Here is an 18,843-nt window from a genome sequence, read left to right as displayed (position 1 = left end):
CCGATCTGTCCGCTCGACCTGCCAAGGTTCGCTTGAAGGTTCGCTTGCCAAATTCGTTATATCATATAATCAATTTGGCAACCCGTCGGGAGGACACCCATGCCCAAGCTGAAGCTGCCTGATATCGACAATGTCGTCGCCATCGACATCCACACCCATGCCGAAGAGCCCTGCGGCACCCACCCCGACGACGGCTATGACGATTTCCAGGCGCAGATGGCCGACTATTTCAAGTCGCCGCACAAGCATCCGCCGACCGTGCCGGAGACCGCGGCCTATTACCGCTCCAAGAACATCGCCGCGGTGATCTTCCCTGTGGATGCCGAGCGCGAGACCGGCTTCCGCCGCTACAACAATTACGAGATGATCGAGGCCGCCTCCGACCATCTCGACGTCCTCATCCCCTTCGTCTCGATCGACCCGCACAAGGGCAAGCTCGGCGCCCGCGAAGCGCGCAAGCTGATCGAGGAATACGGCGTGCGCGGCTTCAAATTCCATCCGACCATGCAGGGCTTCTATGCCAACGACCGCATGGCCTACCCGCTCTACGAAGAGATCAACAATGGCGGCGCGATCGCGCTGTTTCACACCGGCCAGACCGGCGTCGGCTCGGGCATGCCGGGCGGCATGGGCATGCGGCTGAAATATTCCAGCCCGATGTACATGGACGACGTCGCGGCCGACTTCCCCGACCTCAAGATCATCCTCGCCCACCCCTCCTTCCCCTGGCAGGAAGAGGCGCTGTCGGTCGCGACCCACAAGCCGAACGTCTATATCGACCTCTCCGGCTGGTCGCCGAAATACTTCCCGCCGATCCTGGTGCGCTATATCAACTCGATCCTGCAGGACAAGATGCTGTTCGGCTCGGACTGGCCGGTGATCACGCCGGACCGCTGGCTGTCGGACTTTGCCAAGATCGAGATCCGCGACGAGATCCGGCCGAAGGTGCTGAAGGCCAACGCGCGCAAGATTCTGGGGATCTAACAGGGCTCCTTGATCAGCGGCAGCCACGCGGGATGTTGATCCATGTTGACCTCCCCAAGATCGCTGTCGCTGCGGGCGTTCTCCCTGATGGGACTGGCCCTCGCGTGCCCGCAGGCTCGAGCCCAGTCGAGCAGCACGATCGTCGAGATCGAGACGCCGCTGGCAAGTGCGCATCCACTGCAAGGCTACCTGAGGCGACCGAATGGCGCCGGAACGTGGCCGGCCGTCTTCCTGTTACACAGTTGCAATGGCAATTGGCAGCACATTGACGAACGTTGGGGCAAGCGGATCGCCGCTTGGGGCTACGTCACGCTCTCGGTCGACAGTTTCGGGCCGCGCGGCATCAAGACCGGCTGTCGCGAGAGGCCATCAGCCGATTTTACATCGGACGCGACTCGTGCCTTGAATTTTCTAGCAGGTCGGTCTTCGGTTGACCCTGCACGCATCGCCGCCGTTGGGTTCGCGTGGGGCGGCTTCTCATCCCTCGCCTCCGTCGAACGCGTCTCGATCCAGCAGGGCGTACCGAACAAATTCCATGCCGCAGCCGCGTTTTACCCGCCCTGCGCAAGTCTGAAAGGAGATATGAATGTTCCGACGCTGATCCTGATCGGTGCACGCGACGATGTGAATTCAGCAGACGAATGCCGCAAGCTAGTATCGGGCCGAGACAGCTGGGGGATTTCACGACAGGCAAGCCAGGGAATTCCGGTCCGACTCGTTGTCTATCCGGACGCCTACCACGCCTTCGATGCGCCCAACCTCGAAAAGCCCACATCCGGATCGCAACATCATTTTGAGTTCAACCGGGCAGCGACGGATCAAGCGGCCGAGGATCTACATACGTTCCTTGATGCAACAATCGGCGGAGAGGCCCAAATCAAATGACGATCAAAGCCGTCGTCTTCGATGCCTACGGCACCCTCTACGACATCCAGTCGGTCGCAGAGATCACAGAGGATGCGTTTCCGGGCTATGGCGAGATCATCACGCAGGTCTGGCGGATCAAGCAGCTCGAATACACCTGGTTGCGCTCGCTGATGCGGCGTACCGGAATTTCTCCGCCGTCACGCGCGACTCGCTGGCTTATACGCTGCGCGTGCTCGGGCTTGCCTGCGAGAACGAGGCCTTCGAGCGCGTCATCGACAAGTATCTGCATCTCGATCTCTATCCGGATGCGACGGCGGCGCTCACCGCGCTGAAGCCGCGAAAGCTCGCTATCCTGTCCAACGGCAGCCCGGACATGCTGAACGCGCTGGTGCGCAACTCCGGCCTCGACCGCCTGCTCGATGCCACCATCAGTGTCGACGCGAAGCAGATCTTCAAGCCGAGCCCGCAGGCCTATGAGCTGGTCGGCGAGGTGCTCGGCACTGCGCCGGGGAGGTGCTGTTCGTCTCCTCCAATCCCTGGGACGTCGCGGGCGCGAAAGCGTTCGGCCTCAACGTCGCCTGGATCGAACGGGTGACGCCGGAGGCCATGGCGTTGGCTTGCGTCGAGAACGAACTCGTGGCACCGCTGACGATGTTCAAGGCGATCCGCACCCAGATGGACGAGCTCGGCTTTGCGCCGGATCACCGCGTCCGCTCGCTCTCGGAGCTGGCAGGGATCGCCTGAATCAAGGATCGCCTGAGTATCGCCGTCCCCCGCAAGTCCTCGATGAGCTGACTGGAATGAGCCTGGAATCCGTTCGCGCCTTCTTCGCCGAGAAAGCCCCCGACATCACAGTCATGGAATCCCCGATCAGTTCGGCGACCGTGGCGCTGGCTGCGGAAGCCTATGGCGTCGAGCCCGGCATGATCGCCAAGACGCTGTCCTTGCGTGTCGGCGAGCGTGTGATCCTGATCGTCGCGGCCGGCACTTCGCGCATGGACAACAAGAAGGTCAAGGCGGCGTTCGGCGGCAAGCCGAAGATGCTCGAGCTGGAAGAGGTCGCCGAGATCACCGGCCACGAGGTCGGCGGCGTCTGCCCGTTCGGGCTGAAGTCGCCACTGCCGGTCTATTGCGACGTCTCGCTGAAAGCGTTCGACGTGGTGGTGCCGGCCGCGGGCTCGACCCACAGCGCCGTGCGCATCACGCCGGAACGAATGGCCGAGCTGACCGCGGCCGAATGGGTCGATGTCTGCGAGGTCAGGCCGTTAGCGGCTATTGCGAGTCCTGATGCCTGATGCATTTGCCGGTCAGGGAGGCTAGTGTCTGGACCATGCCCGACGACAAGGTGAAACGACGACTAACCACCGTGCTGTGCGCCGATGTGCACGGCTATTCTCGCCTCATGGAAGCAGACGAGGCGGGAACGCTCGAGACGCTCCGGCGCTACCGCACGGCCATTGCGGGATTGGTGGAGCGTCATGACGGGCGCATCGTGAATACTTGGGGCGATGCCATCATCGCCGAGTTCGCTAGCGTCGTCGAGGCCGTGCAGTGTGCCGTTGAGATTCAGCAGGAAATTTCCAACCAGGATTCGGGTCCAGCTCCCCCGATGCGGTTTCGCATTGGCGTCAATCTCGGCGATGTGATGGTGGATGGTTCCGATCTGTATGGAGACGGGGTCAATATCGCGGCGCGTCTGCAAGAACTTGCCGAACCCGGCGGCATCGTGATCTCCAGCTCCGCCTATGACCAGGTGCACAACAAATTATCCGTTGGCTTCGACTGTCTCGGCCAGCGTCCAATGAAGAACATTGCTCCCATGACCAGCTATCGTGTGACCATGAGCGGCCAAACCGCTCAAGCACGGAGCTTTCCACCTGGCGAACGCCCGACGTCCCAGGGCGCTGTTGCGGGTTCGGAAACTGACGCCGCACGCCGCGACAACTACGAGCAATCCAACCGGATGCGCTTCGTTTCAGATGGGCTGGCGAAGCTGCCGCGCCCGGTTGCAGTGGGCCTCACGGTGTCGGCCTTTCTGATTCTGATTAATCTTTTCACCGGCGCGCATAAAATCTGGTTCCATTGGCCGGTCGCAGCGATACTCTTCGGTGTCCTGATGCGGACGGCGCTCGGGCATCGACCCGAGTCGGACGGCAAGGGCAAGCGCTGAACGCGGCGGCACGACCGTATCTTCGCACCTGCGGCCGCGCACGCTTCCGGATCATACGCCGTTAGTCGTTGTCATCGTCATACGGCCGCGGCTGCGCTTGCGGAGGCGATGCATTGTCATAGCGCGGCGGCGCTGCAGCCCGATTGCGCGGAACCGGCTGCTGTGGCGGCATCTGGTTGTTGGACTGGAACACTGCACGGCAGCCGCTGGAGAGCTGCGGCGTGTTCTGCCGCAGGCAGGCGGTGATGCGGCTCACATCCGGGATCTGATCGCTGCACAGGCGCCAGACATCGGGCGTGCAGGCCATCTGCTGCTCCATGGTTCCGCGATATTCTTCGGCGGACGCGGCGCTCTGCGCGACGATGCCGCTGATTGCTAGCGCCACACCCAGCGCAATTCGCTCTGTTCGCATGGTCCCAATTCCTTCTCGAATCCCTCGATTTGTCCTGAATCAATGAGACGCGGTCAGGTTCTGGCCCAACAAAAAAATGTGAAAATTCGAGCAGGAACCTACTCGACCCTGCCGATCTTCTTGACCGCCGCGATCAGCCGCGCGCTGTCGGTCGCCACGAAAGCGGAGAACGCCGGCGCATCCTGATAGGCGACCAGACTGCCCGAAGCATCGAAGGTCTTGAGCACGTCAGGGCTCGTCATCACCTGGGCCATCGCCTCGCGCAAGCGGATCGCGATCGGCGCGGGAAGAGCGCTTTGCGCAAACAGCCCGGCCCAGATGTACATCTCGACATTCCTGTAGCCGAGCTCCTGGAAGGTCGGCACGTCAGGAAAGCTCGCAACGCGCTGCGCGCCGCAATTGCCGAGCACGCGCAGCTTGCCGTCGTCGACCTGCGGCTTCAGCGTGCCCGGTGCCGCCGCGATCGCCTGCACGGTGCCGCTGAGCAGCGCGGTCAACGCCGGCCCCGCGCCGCGAAACGGCACGTGCAGCAATTTGATGCCGGCGCTGTTGGCGAACATCTCCATGGCCACATGCAGCGTGCCGTAAGGCCCGGACGAACCATAGGTGATCTGGCCCGGGCGCTTCTTCGCGTCCTCGACAAATTCCTGCGCCGTCTTCCATGGCGCCGAAGCCGGCACCGCGAGCAGCGTGGGATCGGCCAGCACGCGCGCGATCGGCATGAACTGCGACACTTCATAGGCGACCGGACGGTCGAACAGCCGGTCGGCCTCGGGCAGCACCGCGAGCGAGGACAATGTCATCAGCAGCGTGTATCCGTCGGGCTCGGCGCGCGCGGCCGCAGCGTTGCCGACCGATCCACCGGCGCCGCCGGCGCGGTTGTCGACGATGACGGACTTGCCGAGGATCCGCTCCAGCGCCTGCGCGACGGGACGCGCCGCAAGATCGGCCTGGCCGCCGGCCGGGAACGGCACGATCATGGTGATGTTGCGCGCGGGATAGGTTTGCGCGGAGGCCTGTTCCGGTAACGCGGCCCGCAACAACGGCAACGCGGCAACGGCGCGCAAGACGTCACGTCGATCCATTGGCAGCCCCTCCCCTTATTTTCTTGTTTCGGTGCCAGCCTAGCGCGACGGTCGACAAGAACAAGCTGTTTACGAAGTGTTATCCATGTTCGCCCCGCTCCGGAACGCATCGCGGCACGCTCCGTTGCCTTGTCAGAGTGCCATCTCAGGGAGAGAGCATGGGAAAATTCGCGACCATCGACGTGGCGCTGGACGAGATGCTGGTGAACCTCGCAGCGATCGTCCTGCGGCTTTCAAAGCCCGAGGTCACGCGAACGCCGGAAGCGCGGCGTGCCCTGGCGCAATCGGTGCATCAATACGCCGTGTGCGCCGCACGCTCGACCGACCCGCGTGTACATGAATTGAAGTCGCAGCTGGAGGAGACCGTGAGGCCGAGCTTGCGCATCGTCGCAATCGACGGCGTGAAGGTGCGTGGCTAGTGGTGGTGGGCACGCTTCGCTATGCCCACCCTACGATAGCCGTTCGGAGGATAGACTAGCGAGATCTCGTAGGACCTCCTACCGTCCGTCAAGGGGAAGTGTCCTTGCTGAACCCAGCATAGCGCCGTGCTCGACGCAGTCCAGGACGCTGCGGGCCGGCTTTGCCGGTGCCTTCGGCATCCTGGACATCGTCTGCGCGCGACGCTTGGCGATCGTCAGGTCGGGACGAAGGAATGGTCCGCGCCCGGCCGAACAAAGGAATGAGATTACGCTGTCGCGGTGATGTTTTCGCTGTTGTAGTCCGCATCGTAAGGGGTCTGCCGCCTGAGTGTCGTGCAGAGGGCAAAGAGCAAACGATCCCCGACGCTGCGCAGGGCGCGCGCGTGGCCATGTCCCCGCGCCCGCAAGGCATCATACCGTTTCCGGGTGGCCGCATCGTGTTGCATGGCGACACGAGACCAGTGATGGACCGCGCTCTGCAGCCGCCTGTTGCAGGCGAGGCGACGGACCACGAAGCGCTGCTTGCCGCTTTGCCGCGTCACCGGGGCAGCTCCTGCCAAAGCGCGCAGAGCATGGTAATCTCGTCTGCGCAGGGGCTCTGCGGCCTCGGCGAGCAGTGTGGCGAGATTGATCCTGCCGATACCTGGCCAGGAGCGTAGGATCGTCACGTCGCACTGCGCCGGGCTCTGCCCCGAGGCGCTCTCCTCTGCTTCGAGCTCGGCACAGAGACGGTCCAGGCTCTGATGAGCCTCCTTGATCTGCCGATTGACCAGATGCAGGCGCGCCGCCAGGCTGCGGATGTGGGCGCAGGCGGCCTCGGTCGTGCCCGACGCCACGAACAGCGGGGTCTCACGCAAGATCTTGAGCGCCGCCGCCGCATCGAAACGGCGGATACGATATGCACTCAGGATGCGCGCGATGGCCTTCTCGCTGGCCTTGGCCGCCCTGTCCGGGGTCGGCACCTTCTGCCAAAGGGCCAGGAACCATTCGTCGGCGACATCGTCGGTCAACTTGGTGGCTTGGGGATAATAGCGCCACAACTGCTGGCGAAGACGGTTGGCGAGACGCGTGCGCTCCTGCTGCAGTTCGTCGGCCAAGCGCGACCACTCACGCAACTCGATCATCGTGGGATCATCAACCACAAGCCGGCGGAAGGCCGCGCGATCCGTGCGCAGCGAGCCTGCGAGCACATGGGCATCGCGGCGGTCGTCCTTGGCACCAGCTGCCGTGAAACGATCACGGAAGCGGTCGAGCTGCTTGGGATTGATGGCAAACACCGCAAACCCGTGTTCGAGCAACATCTCCACCACCGGGCCGTGCGGCATCTCGATCGCCACGGCGATCTGTCCCGGTGCGGCCTTGGTCTTCTCAAGCAGCCAGTCACGCAGCTCCGTCAGCCCAGCGCCGTCATGGGCGAACTCGCGCCGAGCAACCTGTCTTCCTTCGGCATCCAGCAGGCAAACGCTATGGCTCTGCGTTGCCCAATCGATCCCGGCGAACCAGCGTACATCTTCGATCATTTTGGGACCTCCTTGCTCTCAAAAGCGGGCCACCGCGATCTCGATCAATCCCTGTACTGGCGCTCTCGGCGCAAACCTCCTACTGGATATCGACCGCGGCCGCTCTGCCGGGGCGCGGCTCCTACGTCGGTGTTCAAGACACAGGTGGGCAAGGCTGCTCCCGGCGGATCGGCCCGCACTCCCAGTCTACACCGTTAGACTGGCTGCGAACCCCAAAAGGGTACAGGGTGGGCAAAGGCGCGGAAGCGCCGTGCCCACCATCACTCACCGAAATTCCCAGCAATATCTCGCATGTCCCCTCCCCAATCCGCGGGAAGGATGCCTTGATCAATGTAGCGATGGAAGCTGCTGAAAGACCAATCGCGCACCCGGGTGACGCGGCCGTGCTTCACAGGATTGAAGTGTATGTAATCGACGTGGCGCTCCAAATCCGCGTCGTCACGAATTGCGTGCTCCCAATAGCGACGCTGCCAAATGCCTTTCTCGCGCTTGAGCAGCTTGCTTGCTGATCGCTCTTGCGGTTCTAAGCCTCGCGAAAAGCCGCCTTTGATCAGATTCCAACGTGACGAAAAATCGACGTCGTGGTCCGGAAGGGACCAAACGGCATGGAGGTGCTCGGGCAGGATACAAATAGCGACTGTCTCGAACGGGCGGCGCTGCTGGACGATCCGGTAAATTCGCCTGAGGCGATCAACATGATCCAGGAGCAGAGTGCTTGAACGGTCGGCGAGCGCAACCGTGAAGAAGAACGTGCTGCCTTGCGCTCGGCGATATCGAGGCACCGTAACCTTCTCGTCCAAGAGTGGTGGGCACGCTTCGCTTTGCCCACCCTACGATAGCCGTTCGGAGGATAGACTAGCGAGATTTCTCCGTCATTGCGAGCGCAGCGACGATCGGATGAAGCCGTGCCCGTCTTACGACGGCGACCCCGCCTTCCCACCCTTCTTCGGCTGCCGCTTGCAGGTGCCCGGCAGCTTCGCTGCGAGAAAATCGCCGAGCGCCTCGATGCGCGCGGGACGCGGGCCGCCGGGCGGGGTCACGAGGTGCACGGCGCCTTCGGCCTGCTTCCAATCCTTCAGGATCACTTCGACCTCGCCGGACGAAATGGCATCGCCGACGATGAACTCGGGAAGCTCGGCGATGCCGAGGCCGGCAATCAGCGACGGCATCACGGCTTCGCCGTTGTTGACGCGAAGCAGTCCGCCGGGGCGGACGCTCGCCTGCTCGCCGGCGGAATTGGTGTAGTGCCAGACGTTCGGCGTCGAGAGATAGGCGTAGCTGAAGCATTTGTGCTCGGCGAGATGCATCGGATGCGTCGGCCGACCGTGCTTCTTGAGGTAGGACGGCGCGGCCACGGTGAAGCGCGGCATGGTGAAGAGCCGCCGCGCGATCAGTGAAGAGTCCGGCAAGCGCGCGATCCGCACCGCCATGTCAAAGCCCTCGCCGATCAGATCGATGGTCGCGTCGCTCAAATGCAGATCGACCGAGACCTCCGGATAGGTTTCGAAAAACTCCGGCAGCAACGGCGCAACCGCCTTGATCCCGAACGTCATGGGTACCGCGAGCCGCACCAGCCCGCGCGGCGCCACCGATTGCGCCAGCGCCTCGTTCTCGGCCGCCTCGCCGTCGGCGAGCAGGCGCGTCGCGCGGTCGGCGAGCTTGTGGCCGGCATCGGTCAGCGCGAGCCGGCGCGAGGTGCGGTTGAACAGCCGGGCACCGAGCCGCTCCTCCAGCCGGCTCACCGCCTTCGACACCGTGGCCTTGGACATCGTGAGTTCAGTCGCTGCCCCCGCAAACGAACGCAATTCCACGACTTTTGCGAAAATCGCGAGCGCCTCGAAATCCGGGAGTTTGGCCATGGCAACGGTCCCAATCAGACTATTTAGGGAAACAATGTGTTTCGACAGTTTCTATTTCTATACCAGAAGCGGAGGCTTATCCAAGGACCATCAGAATTTCAGGACCGGAGAAATCCAATGACCAAGAAGCTCTCAGGCAAGGTTGCTCTCGTCACCGGCGGTTCGCGCGGTATCGGCGCGGCATCGGCCCGCGCGCTCGCCGATGAAGGCGCAGACGTCGCCATCAGCTACGTCGCCTCGCCCGAAAAGGCCGAAGCCGTCGTCAGCGAATTGAAGGCCAAGGGCGTCAAGGCCCGCGCCTTCAGGGCGGACCAGGCCTCCGCCAATGACGTGACGAAGCTCGTCAATGATGTCGCCAGGGAATTCGGCCGTCTCGACATCCTTGTCAACAACGCCGGTGTCGCCAATGGCGGCGCGATCAACGACGTCAACGCCGACACGGCCGCGCTGGAGCGGCAGAACCAGGTCAACGTGGACGGGGTGATCGCGGCGATCCGGGCCGCCTCTCGGTTGATGGGTGAGGGCGGCCGCATCGTCACGGTCGGCTCGATGCTCGCGGACCGCGCCTCGTTCCCCGGCCTTGCCGATTACGTCGCCACCAAGTCTGCGGTGGTCGGTTACACCAAGGGCGCGGCGCGCGACCTCGGCCTGCGCGGCATCACCGTGAACGTGGTGCAGCCCGGCTCGATCGACACCGACATGAACCCGAAGGACGGCGGCGAGTTTGCCGAGACCCAGCGCAAGCAGCACGCGCTGCAGCGCTTCGGCCGGCCCGAGGAAGTTGCCGCCGGCGTGGTCTTCCTCGCAAGCCCGGAAGCCTCCTTCGTCACCGGCACCGTGCTCAACGTCGACGGCGGGTTTGGCGCATAACGCCAGACCTCCTGCTCCAAACAAGGAAACACTTCCATGATCGAACTCAGACCTTTCGCAAAACTCGGCGGCGCCGATCACGGCTGGCTCAAGGCCAGGCATCATTTCTCGTTCGCAAGCCACTACGACCCAAGCAACATGGGCCACGGCGCCTTGCGGGTGTGGAACGATGACGAGATCGCGCCGAACACCGGCTTTCCCGCCCATCCCCACGCCAACATGGAAATCATCACCTATGTGCGCGAGGGTGCCATCACCCATCAGGACAGCCTCGGCAACCAGGGACGCACTGAAGCGGGCGACGTGCAGGTGATGAGCGCCGGCAGCGGCATCCGTCACTCCGAGTACAATCTCGAGCCGACCAAAGCGCGGATCTTCCAGATATGGATCGAGCCGACGCTGCATGGCGGTCAGCCGACCTGGGGCTCCAAGCCGTTTCCGAAGTCGGATCGCTCCGGCAAGCTCGTCACCATTGCGAGCGGCATCGAAGGTGACACTGACGCGCTACCGATCCGCGCCGATGCGCGGGTGCTCGCCACCACGCTCAAGGCCGGCGAGAGCGCGGAGTACGAGCTCGAGGCGTCGCGGCACCTCTACCTGGTGCCTGCGGCAGGCGCGGTCGAGATCAACGGCGTGCGCGTCAATGCCCGCGACGGCGCCGCCATCCGCGACGAAGCCAGGCTGAAGATCACGGCGCTGGAAGACTCCGAGCTCGTGCTCGTCGACGCGGCGTAGCAAGCCAAGCACCCATCATCTCACTCGATCCCAACGGAGACCATCATGACCAAAGTTCTCGTGCTGTATTATTCTGCCTATGGCCACATCGAAGCGATGGCGAATGCCGTTGCCGAAGGCGCGCGCGAAGCCGGCGCCACCGTCGACATCAAGCGCGTGCCCGAGCTAGTGCCGGCCGAAGTCGCAAAGGCCTCCCATTACAAGGTCGATCAGGCAGCCCCGGTCGCCAAGATCGAGGACATCGCCAATTACGACGCGATCATCGTCGGCACCGGCACCCGCTTCGGCCGCATGGCCTCGCAGATGGCGAACTTTCTGGACCAGGCTGGCGGCCTCTGGGCCAAGGGCGCGCTGCACGGCAAGGTCGGCGGCGCCTTCACGTCGACCGCGACCCAGCATGGCGGCCAGGAGACGACGCTGTTCTCGATCATCACCAACCTGCTGCATTTCGGCATGGTGATCGTCGGGATGAACTATGGCTTTGCCGGCCAGATGAAGCTCGACGAGGTCACCGGTGGTGCGCCCTACGGCGCCACCACGATCACCGGCGGCGACGGCAGCCGCCAGCCCAGCGCCAATGAGCTCGCCGGCGCGCGCTATCAGGGGCGCCAGGTCGCGGAAACGGCCAAGAAGCTTCACGGTTAAGCTTCACAGTTGAGCCTGGCTTCACAACAGCTGCATGGCTGATGCGATTGGGGCGGCATTCTCTCAAGGGAATGCCGCCCCATCTATGCCTGCAGGAACGACAGGGCTTACGACACGCAGGACTTGCGACACCGATGGCTTTCGAACTTCTCTTGATTGCGCAGATGATCCGCAGGCCCGCCCAGGCGCTGGCGCGAAGGTGGTACTGCCGCAGTCTGTTCCGCGCCTCGCGGGGCCGGTTTCGCTGCGCCGGATGCGCAGGATCGTAGTGGGTCAAGCCTGCGTGATGTCTGCGTGCGGCGGCATGCCGACCGCCGGCGCCGATGAAAGCCACCAGCCGTCGCCGCCAAACCAGCAGGTCTCGTCGGGCGCGTCTCCTCGCCGCAGCGACTGCACGCTCTCCCATCCCTTCGCAAACGCCTCGGCCAATCGCCTGCCGGCATCCGCATCCTGAAGTCCCGCGCAACCGATGAACTGGGCGCGGCCTAAGAATTTGGCCGGCCAAGCCGCACCCTGCTCCGGGCGCGTGATCATCAGCATGCCGCCGAGCACGCCTTCCGGCGCCAGCGGAAACACCAGCCGCCCGCCGGGCCGCAACGCCGCGAGCCATTCCGCGGCCGGCTGCGCGGCGCCCGCGCAGACATAAATCACGTCGACATCGGGCAGATCGGACGCGATGCCGGAGCGCTCGCGCAGCTCGACCGTGGCGATGTCTTTCAAGTTCTCGCGCGCAAGCGCCGCGAGGCGTTCGTCGATCTCATAGGCATAGACGCGGGCCTTGGGACCGGCGAGCTCGGCGAGAATGGCGGTGTAATAACCGGTGCCCGCGCCGATCTGCAGCACGGTCTCGCCTTCCCTGACGCCGCAGCCGCCGAGCCAATAGGCGTGCGCGCCGGGCATGCCGATGTTGAGGCCCCGCGCCGGATCCAGCGCCAGCAGCGCGTTCTGGTAGAGAAAGGCGGGATCGTCATCGGGCGTGACGACATAAGGGTGGCCGCCCAACGAGATCGACCACGGTCCGGGCCCCGCGAAAGGTTCGCGCCGCACGTTGCGAAACGCCTGCTCGATACGTGGGTCCGTGGTCTTGGCTGCAGCGCAGATCAACTGCGCATAGAATGCGCGAAGCTTGTCCGAACGATCGTCCATGTCGCCTCCTGGCGGCGGCGACGATAGCACAATCATTGCGATATTCGAATGACCCTGCAACCCGCGAGCGTGGACCGCTCTAGCGCGTGCCCCTGCCCATCGCCCGCGCCGCGAAGGCGGCGAGCCTCGGATAGCGGCGCAGTCCCTGGGCGGCATGGTCGCGCAGCACATAGGGCAGCCCGCGCCATGACAGGGCGACGCTGACATCGGTCAGGGGACCTGCTCCGCGCCGAAGCGGCGCTTGTAATCGTGATTACCGATGCTGAGATCGAAGCGCCGCACGCCCTGCGCATGCAGCGCTGCCATGGTGCGCTCGGTCACGAGCAGCCCCGGCGAGCAATTCGCCCACGTCTTGCCGGCATGGCCGATCCGCAGCAGATAATAGGTCGCGCCATATCTGATCCCGAACGTGGTGGCGACGATGCCCTCGTCGCAGACCAGCGCCGAGATCACCGCATAACCTTCCGCAACGCCCTGCCGCGCCACCTTGCGATAGAAAGCAGCATGGACCTCGTCGTTGAGGACGAAGCGCGAGCCGAGTTTCTGCATGCGCTCCTGCTGCTGGACGTCCGTCACGTCGAGAAACTCGTGCGCGCGGGCAACATCGGTGGCAATCTCGAACCGCGCGCCGGAATGGCGGCTGAACACGCGCCAGCATCGCGGCATCTGCATGCGCCGGATCGACGCCCGATAGTCCGCATAGTCGTCGCCGGTCAGCACGAGATTGCCATTGAGAGAACAGGAGCCGGAACGGCCGAGCGACAGCAGCGGGTTCGGCTTCGCGCCGACATGGGCCGGCATCTTCTTGAGCCGCAGCAGGTCGAAGCCGTCAGGCAAGGCGCGCAACGCATCCACCAGCGCCGCGCCGATCGCCTGTGCGCCGGCCGCATCGAAGGTCGCGTCGCAAGCCAGGATCGGGGCGTTGTTGTCGGAGACACCGAGATCGGCAAACTCGACGACGCGGATGCCGCGCCTGACGTGACTGAACATCGGCACCATCGCGATGTCCTGGCCGGTCGCCGGATCGGTGATGATCGCGATCAGTGGTGCTACGCCATGGAAGGCCTCGTACCAGGCATCGAGCCAGTAACCATGCTGGAATGCGGTGCGATGGCCCGCATTCAGGCGCAATGCGGCCTGTCGCCAGTCACGCAAGAAATCGACTGAGATTCCCGACGTGCTGGACACCCGATCATCTAGTTGCTCGAGGCTGAGAAGCGCCATTTGCGGGGCATACAATTACTGAACGTGTCCAGATAGATTATGTTTTGTCGCAGACCACAAGTTACGTCGGTGCTTATCGTTAAGCTGATACCGTCGCAGCGCGCGCAACGCCCGTGTCCCGATATGAAACGCAGGGCTGCGCAAGCTGTCAGCGATTGGGTTCCGATTGGACGACGCATTGGAACCTGGCGAGGAAATGCAGCCCGGCGACTGCCAGCGCGAACATGAACCAGACCGGGTTCTGCCGCTCGAGCAGGAAGGTCTCGGTCGTCCCGAAATACAGGCCGAACAGCCAGATGCTCAGGAATAGCTTGCCGAGCGCGTTGCTACGGTTGTGGGTCTGGACCTGCTGGAAGTTGCGCAGCGGCGCGACCACGAAGATGAGGACGACCAGCAGCAGGCCCGGCAGGCCGATGGTGACGGCGAGGTCGAGGTAGCTGTTGTGGCTGTGGGCCGCCGACACCGCCCATTCCGATCCCTGGGTGGTCTGCCGCTCCGTCACGCCGTCCCAGAACGCCGTATAACCGTGACCAGTGATCGGCTTTTCCGCTACCGCCGCGAGCGCAAACTCCCAGACCTCGGAACGGCCGGTGAAAGTGGGATCGATCGGAAGCGCCCGCGTGATGCTGCCGAGCATCGGGCTCATGACACTGCCAACCGTCAGCAGGTTCGTCACGATCAGCGGCGCAAAGCAGATGATCCGCTTCAGCCACAGGCTCCGCGTGACACAGACCAGCGATGCCAGGGCAAAGATGGCAAGGCACAGCACCGACGAGGTCTTGCCGCCGGTGAAGACCAGGAAGATGCCGGCAAGCAGCGCGATGGCGGGCCCCATGACGAAGGAGCCCACGGTTGACAGGTAAATGCCGACATAGACCAGGATGGTCATGACTGGCGAGGCGATGTTCTTGTGGCCAAAACTGCCGCGCCAGTCGCCGGCGAGCTGCGGCTCGGTGATGTCGAGCGCGCTGTGGATCGAAAGTTGCGGGGCAAAGAGGACGCCTAGATAGCACACCACCAGCAGCACCAGCGCGGCGCCGCCGAGGCACAGATTAAAGCTCCGCTGTGTCGGCGGCAGCAGCGGCAGCAGGACGGCAAGCGTGGTTGCGCTGGCGGCGAGCACCAGGCGCTGGATCGAGAGCTCGCGGTTCTCGGAAAATGCGAGATCGATCAGCATCCAGCCGATCAGGCAGAGATGCAGCGGCGTGGCCAGGCTTCTGAGCGAAGCCGCGTCGGTGGTGAGGGTGAACAGCACCGCGACCACGGCCAGCAATCCGAACGAGATGTAGGTCGTCGCCAATCGCCCGCCGACGACGGTGGCGACGTCGGGGTTGCGCAAGTCTGGAAACGGATCGAGCGTTATCAGGACCAAAAGCAGGGCAGTGACGGCAACAAGACAGCGCGCCGCGCTCACGACGTTGAGCCTCGCGAGCTCGTCGCGCAGCGCATGGCCGAGCGAGCGGGCCTCCACGTCAGTCATGTCGGCGGCGCTGCGATCCATGTCTCAAGGCCGGGTGGGACGATGCGGGACGTCGGAGGTCTAGCCCATCCCCGTTAACCATCCGTCAACCAGCATGCCTGAAGCGGCAGGACTCCGGCTCTGTCGTGCGACCCCGCGCGCGATCTCGTAATATTGCAGCGCGCGCTGCTCCAGCGTGAGATTGTCCAGGATGTAGCCCCGCGGATCGAATTTGCCCGCGGTGCAGCCCGCCCAGAAATCGGTCCAGCGATCCTCGAAGCCGGCGCGGTCCGTGAATTTGAGTCCGCAGCGATCGTCCCAATAGGGCACCGACGACACCGGCTCGAACCGCACCCGGTGCGGATAATAGTCGGGATCGGGCCACGGACCGCCGGGATCCCAGGCGAACACCGGCACGCCGCAGGACAGCGCCTGCTGATAGGCGATGCCCTGGCTCTCGTTCTGGCACAGGAAGATCATCGCGCGGGAGTGTCGCAGCGCGGCCTGGTAGTCTTCCTCCCTGTAGCTGCCGTAACGCAGCTCCGTGAACGACCGACCTTCCCTGGTGAGCTGCGCGCGGACCGGCTCGACCAGCTCAGGCACGTAGCGCTCACGGTCCCAGCTGACCTTGTCGTAGAGGAGGACGTCGACGGTCTTCTCGCCCGGGCGCGACGGCGCCCATAAATCAGTTTCGATGCCGACGGGCCAGGCTTCCGTCTCAGGCCAATGGGCCCGGTACATCTCAGCATACCACGGACCGGGCACGAGGAATTTCCGGACAGGAAGCCGCTTGAACAGGTCGGGATCGTCCAACGGATGGTTATAGGCACAAACGCCCAGCAGGATCGGGTTCTTCCATGCAAACTTGTCGAGCAGGAAGGCGCGGCCGATGATGCAGGCGACTTCTTCCGGGTGCCGCGCGATGTAGCCGTAGTCGTTGACGCGGTAGCGGATGCCGAGCCGGTCAAGCCCTGCACAGAGATTGAGGAACACGCGCAGCTGCCCGCTCATCCGCGGCTCGCCGAACAGCATCTTGCGCGCCATGCGACGCAGATGCCGGTCGCCGGGAAACCAGCGATCGTCCTTGTCCTCGTAGAACAGGTTGAGGATCATGTCGTCGGGATCGTAGTCGAATGTCTTTGCGGGCACTGGGTCCATCCGCGGCATCAAGATCTGCATTCTTGCACGAGACCAGCTGCCGCACCTCTGAAAATGCTGCGACAGACATAACGCCACAGGTTTAACGCTAATCTACGAAACCGATGATGCGACGGCGTTCACAACAACGATTTGATCAATATGCGAGTATCATCCCCCAGCTCAGACTGCGATTGCCGAGAGCCTGGTTAACAGATCCTTAAGCAACCACGAGTCATCGCTTGATCCTCACCGACGCCATGCTCGATGCACCGGCCGCCGCGCCCGCGGCGGCGGATGCGCGCGTGATGCCGCCCGTGGTTTCTGTGGTCATTCCTGCCAAGAATGCCGCGGCTTATATCGGCGAAACCATCGCAAGCGCGCTGGCGCAAACCGAAGTCTCCGAGGTGATCGTCGTCGATGACGGTTCGACCGATGATACCGTGGCGATCGTCCAGGCCATCCGCGATCCACGGCTGTGCCTGATCATGAACGACGCCGGCGGCGTGTCGGCTGCGCGAAATCGCGGCGCCCGAGGCGCGCGCGGGGACTGGTTGATATTCCTCGATGCCGATGACCGGCTGCGAACCAATGCGGTGGCGACACTGCTGAGGACGGCGAAGGCTGAGCCGCACGCGTTGCTGGTCTATGGCGACTACAACACGATCGACAGCGCGGGACAGGCGATCGGCCGCCGCGGCCTCCTGAAGGGACGCCGCAAGCCCTCAGGCAACGTGCTGGAGCGGCTCGCCGCCGGCAATTTCATCGTCAACGGCGGCATCATGCTGGTCCGCGCCGACGCCTTCCGCGCCACCGGCGGCTTCGACGTCTCGCTCCGCTATTGCGAGGACTGGCATTGCTGGTGCCGCCTCGCCGCACTCGGCGAGTTCGCTTACGTGCCGAAACTTCTGCTCGATTATCGCCTGCACACGGCCAATACGATGAACGCGGCGGTGCGGACGCCGCAGGACTTCTTTCCGGCAATCGTGCGCGTGTTCGAGGATGAATTGATCCTCCGCAGGCTGCCGGCCGGCGCTGTGCCCCATTTGCGGCAGGCAGCGGAAATCCATCTCGTGACCTATGCGGCCACCCAAGCCGTCCGCTTCGGGAGATATCGCGACGCGCTTGGTTATCTCGACATGGTCCGCCGGCGCTCGCTCAAGGCGATGCCGCGGTCCGCGATCAAGATCGCCCTGTCTTATTTTGGAATCTGACGCCCCGGCGCGAACGCGTCAGGAAACGATCTTCGAGGCCTTATAGGGCTTCGGATCAAAGCCAAAAGCCGCGAGCGCGGAACCGACGGCCACCAATACGGGATGCATCGCGACGACGGTTTTCGATGAGGTCAGGAGGCTAGCCGAGCGAACCAGCGACAGTGGCAACCGCCCGAGCATCTGCGCAAACACCCGCGCCTTCGCCGCCGTGCCTGGCGCAGCCTTGATCTGCACGCGATAGTTGATCGCGCCGATGCGCAGGCCGCGCTTGGCAATCCAACCGATGCTGGTGCGGCTTTGCGGCACGGTCTCGGTGATGACGGCCTCCGCGGTCCAGTGGAAATTCATGCCGGCATTGCGGCCGCGATAGAAGAAGTCGCAGTCTCCGCCGCCAAGAAAATTGAATTGCAGATCGAAGGCAGGACTGCCGAGCCGCTCGAACGCCGCGCGCGTGATCAGGCAATTGCCGCAGCCATAGATCTGCGGTACCGCGCCGGTGTAGTCGTAAGCGGGACAGAAGGCGGGATGGCGAGCGAGCCAGGGCTGGCTGTGGTCGTGAAACACCGGGAGCACCGGTCCGCCGACTACATCGGCACCGGTCGCCTCCGCAGTACGGACCATCAGCTCGAGCCAATCGGGCGAAGCTATCTCGTCGTCGTCGATCATCAGGAAGCGGGTCGCGGCGGGAAACACCGCCTGCGCCGTCTCGAACGCGGCGTTGATCGCCTGGCAATTGCCCTGCCGCTTCTCGACCAGACAGATGCCCGTAAGTTTGCCGGCGGCGAGATATTCCGCAGCGACCGACGCACTTGCGCGCCCTGCCGCATCGTTCTCGACCATGACCACGGCGAAAGAGCGCGGGGTGCGCTGGCTGACCAGCGAGTCCAGTGTCAACCGCAGATGATCGGGGCGGCGGAAGCAGGGAATGCAGACGACGATGCCGACCGAGAGATCAATGACGCGCGAGCTCGCCGCGATCTCCCGGTTGGGCTCGCGCACGGCATCCGAGATCCGGCTGGGGGACAAATCTGTCGGGATCAGCGTCATGGCCTTCTAGATGGCTGAGATATATTGAAAAAGCCCTGCGTTCATTGTCC

20 protein-coding genes and 1 pseudogene are annotated in these 18,843 nt (G+C 63.8%); 11 read left to right on the top strand and 10 right to left on the bottom strand.

Translation table 11 applies throughout. From position 1 onward, the window contains the following. Positions 1–99: 99 nt before the first annotated feature. From ACTGJ9_RS10020 to ACTGJ9_RS09995, 6 genes are read left to right on the top strand one after another with little or no spacing between them, the layout of a single operon-like run. Entirely contained in the window at positions 100–984 is an 885-nt protein-coding gene (locus tag ACTGJ9_RS10020; protein ID WP_456676927.1) for an amidohydrolase family protein, read from the top strand. A 42-nt stretch (positions 985–1,026) separates the two neighbouring features. Beyond that, complete coding sequence (locus tag ACTGJ9_RS10015; protein WP_456676926.1) at positions 1,027–1,869, top strand: dienelactone hydrolase family protein; 843 nt, start codon at positions 1,027–1,029, stop codon at positions 1,867–1,869. Continuing rightward, the gene (locus ACTGJ9_RS10010; RefSeq protein ID WP_456678489.1) at positions 1,835–2,446 is read left to right on the top strand and encodes an HAD-IA family hydrolase; all 612 of its coding nucleotides are present in this window, start codon (positions 1,835–1,837) and stop codon (positions 2,444–2,446) included. The genes ACTGJ9_RS10015 and ACTGJ9_RS10010 overlap by 35 nt, the downstream gene beginning before the upstream one ends. Beyond that, the gene (locus ACTGJ9_RS10005; RefSeq protein ID WP_456676925.1) at positions 2,443–2,595 is read left to right on the top strand and encodes a hypothetical protein; all 153 of its coding nucleotides are present in this window, start codon (positions 2,443–2,445) and stop codon (positions 2,593–2,595) included. Before ACTGJ9_RS10010 ends, ACTGJ9_RS10005 begins: the two co-directional genes overlap by 4 nt. A 56-nt stretch (positions 2,596–2,651) precedes the next feature. Then, positions 2,652–3,146 (top strand): YbaK/EbsC family protein, encoded by a 495-nt coding sequence (locus ACTGJ9_RS10000; protein ID WP_456676924.1) that lies wholly within the window; start codon positions 2,652–2,654, stop codon positions 3,144–3,146. A 35-nt stretch (positions 3,147–3,181) separates the two neighbouring features. Beyond that, the gene (locus tag ACTGJ9_RS09995) at positions 3,182–4,021 is read left to right on the top strand and encodes an adenylate/guanylate cyclase domain-containing protein (RefSeq protein ID WP_456676923.1); all 840 of its coding nucleotides are present in this window, start codon (positions 3,182–3,184) and stop codon (positions 4,019–4,021) included. Between the two features lie 61 nt (positions 4,022–4,082). Here the strand turns inward: ACTGJ9_RS09995 and ACTGJ9_RS09990 are convergent, their stop codons facing one another. After that, positions 4,083–4,433: a hypothetical protein gene (locus ACTGJ9_RS09990; RefSeq protein WP_456676922.1), complete on the bottom strand. Its 351-nt coding sequence runs from the start codon at positions 4,431–4,433 to the stop codon at positions 4,083–4,085. A gap of 98 nt (positions 4,434–4,531) precedes the next feature. Then, entirely contained in the window at positions 4,532–5,518 is a 987-nt protein-coding gene (locus tag ACTGJ9_RS09985; RefSeq protein ID WP_456676921.1) for a tripartite tricarboxylate transporter substrate binding protein, read from the bottom strand. Between the two features lie 158 nt (positions 5,519–5,676). Between ACTGJ9_RS09985 and ACTGJ9_RS09980 the strand changes: the two genes are divergently transcribed. Then, positions 5,677–5,937 (top strand): hypothetical protein, encoded by a 261-nt coding sequence (locus ACTGJ9_RS09980; RefSeq protein WP_456676920.1) that lies wholly within the window; start codon positions 5,677–5,679, stop codon positions 5,935–5,937. Between the two features lie 266 nt (positions 5,938–6,203). Here ACTGJ9_RS09980 and ACTGJ9_RS09975 read toward each other — a convergent pair whose 3' ends face one another. The 3 genes from ACTGJ9_RS09975 to ACTGJ9_RS09965 form a co-directional block, all read right to left on the bottom strand. Continuing rightward, positions 6,204–7,457, bottom strand: a complete 1,254-nt coding sequence (locus ACTGJ9_RS09975) for an IS110 family RNA-guided transposase (RefSeq protein WP_456676919.1) — start codon at positions 7,455–7,457, stop codon at positions 6,204–6,206. Between the two features lie 260 nt (positions 7,458–7,717). Then, complete coding sequence (locus ACTGJ9_RS09970; protein ID WP_456678488.1) at positions 7,718–8,239, bottom strand: REP-associated tyrosine transposase; 522 nt, start codon at positions 8,237–8,239, stop codon at positions 7,718–7,720. 132 nt (positions 8,240–8,371) lie between these two features. After that, on the bottom strand, positions 8,372–9,316 hold the full coding sequence (locus tag ACTGJ9_RS09965) for a LysR family transcriptional regulator (protein ID WP_456676918.1): 945 nt from the start codon (positions 9,314–9,316) through the stop codon (positions 8,372–8,374). Positions 9,317–9,433: 117 nt separating this feature from the next. Here ACTGJ9_RS09965 and ACTGJ9_RS09960 point away from each other — a divergent pair, with 117 nt between their 5' ends. Genes ACTGJ9_RS09960 through wrbA form a run of 3 tightly spaced genes read left to right on the top strand, consistent with a single transcriptional unit; the run spans position 9,434 to position 11,566 of the window. Then, the gene (locus ACTGJ9_RS09960) at positions 9,434–10,186 is read left to right on the top strand and encodes an SDR family NAD(P)-dependent oxidoreductase (RefSeq protein ID WP_456676917.1); all 753 of its coding nucleotides are present in this window, start codon (positions 9,434–9,436) and stop codon (positions 10,184–10,186) included. A gap of 36 nt (positions 10,187–10,222) precedes the next feature. Then, positions 10,223–10,921 carry a pirin family protein gene (locus ACTGJ9_RS09955; protein ID WP_456676916.1) on the top strand — a complete coding sequence of 233 codons (699 nt, stop codon included), beginning with the start codon at positions 10,223–10,225 and terminating at the stop codon, positions 10,919–10,921. Between the two features lie 45 nt (positions 10,922–10,966). Further along, positions 10,967–11,566, top strand: coding sequence for an NAD(P)H:quinone oxidoreductase (gene wrbA / locus ACTGJ9_RS09950; protein WP_456676915.1), 600 nt, complete (start codon positions 10,967–10,969; stop codon positions 11,564–11,566). Positions 11,567–11,839: 273 nt separating this feature from the next. Here wrbA and ACTGJ9_RS09945 read toward each other — a convergent pair whose 3' ends face one another. From ACTGJ9_RS09945 to ACTGJ9_RS09930, 4 genes and pseudogenes are all read right to left on the bottom strand, one after another. Beyond that, on the bottom strand, positions 11,840–12,712 hold the full coding sequence (locus ACTGJ9_RS09945; RefSeq protein WP_456676914.1) for a protein-L-isoaspartate O-methyltransferase family protein: 873 nt from the start codon (positions 12,710–12,712) through the stop codon (positions 11,840–11,842). Between the two features lie 79 nt (positions 12,713–12,791). Beyond that, positions 12,792–13,936, bottom strand: a pseudogene (locus ACTGJ9_RS09940) (GNAT family N-acetyltransferase). 148 nt (positions 13,937–14,084) lie between these two features. After that, positions 14,085–15,437 carry an O-antigen ligase family protein gene (locus ACTGJ9_RS09935; RefSeq protein ID WP_456676913.1) on the bottom strand — a complete coding sequence of 451 codons (1,353 nt, stop codon included), beginning with the start codon at positions 15,435–15,437 and terminating at the stop codon, positions 14,085–14,087. 39 nt (positions 15,438–15,476) lie between these two features. Continuing rightward, positions 15,477–16,544 (bottom strand): glycosyltransferase, encoded by a 1,068-nt coding sequence (locus ACTGJ9_RS09930; RefSeq protein WP_456676912.1) that lies wholly within the window; start codon positions 16,542–16,544, stop codon positions 15,477–15,479. A 230-nt stretch (positions 16,545–16,774) separates the two neighbouring features. Here ACTGJ9_RS09930 and ACTGJ9_RS09925 point away from each other — a divergent pair, with 230 nt between their 5' ends. After that, entirely contained in the window at positions 16,775–17,746 is a 972-nt protein-coding gene (locus ACTGJ9_RS09925) for a glycosyltransferase (protein WP_456676911.1), read from the top strand. A gap of 18 nt (positions 17,747–17,764) precedes the next feature. Here ACTGJ9_RS09925 and ACTGJ9_RS09920 read toward each other — a convergent pair whose 3' ends face one another. After that, positions 17,765–18,793, bottom strand: a complete 1,029-nt coding sequence (locus ACTGJ9_RS09920; RefSeq protein ID WP_456676910.1) for a glycosyltransferase family 2 protein — start codon at positions 18,791–18,793, stop codon at positions 17,765–17,767. Positions 18,794–18,843 lie beyond the last annotated feature (50 nt).

The sequence above is a fragment of the Bradyrhizobium sp. RDM12 genome (assembly GCF_051917485.1).
Classification (GTDB): Bacteria; Pseudomonadota; Alphaproteobacteria; order Rhizobiales; family Xanthobacteraceae; genus Bradyrhizobium.
Note: the sequence above shows the minus strand (reverse complement) of the source record. Positions and strands in the feature narration are given on the sequence as shown.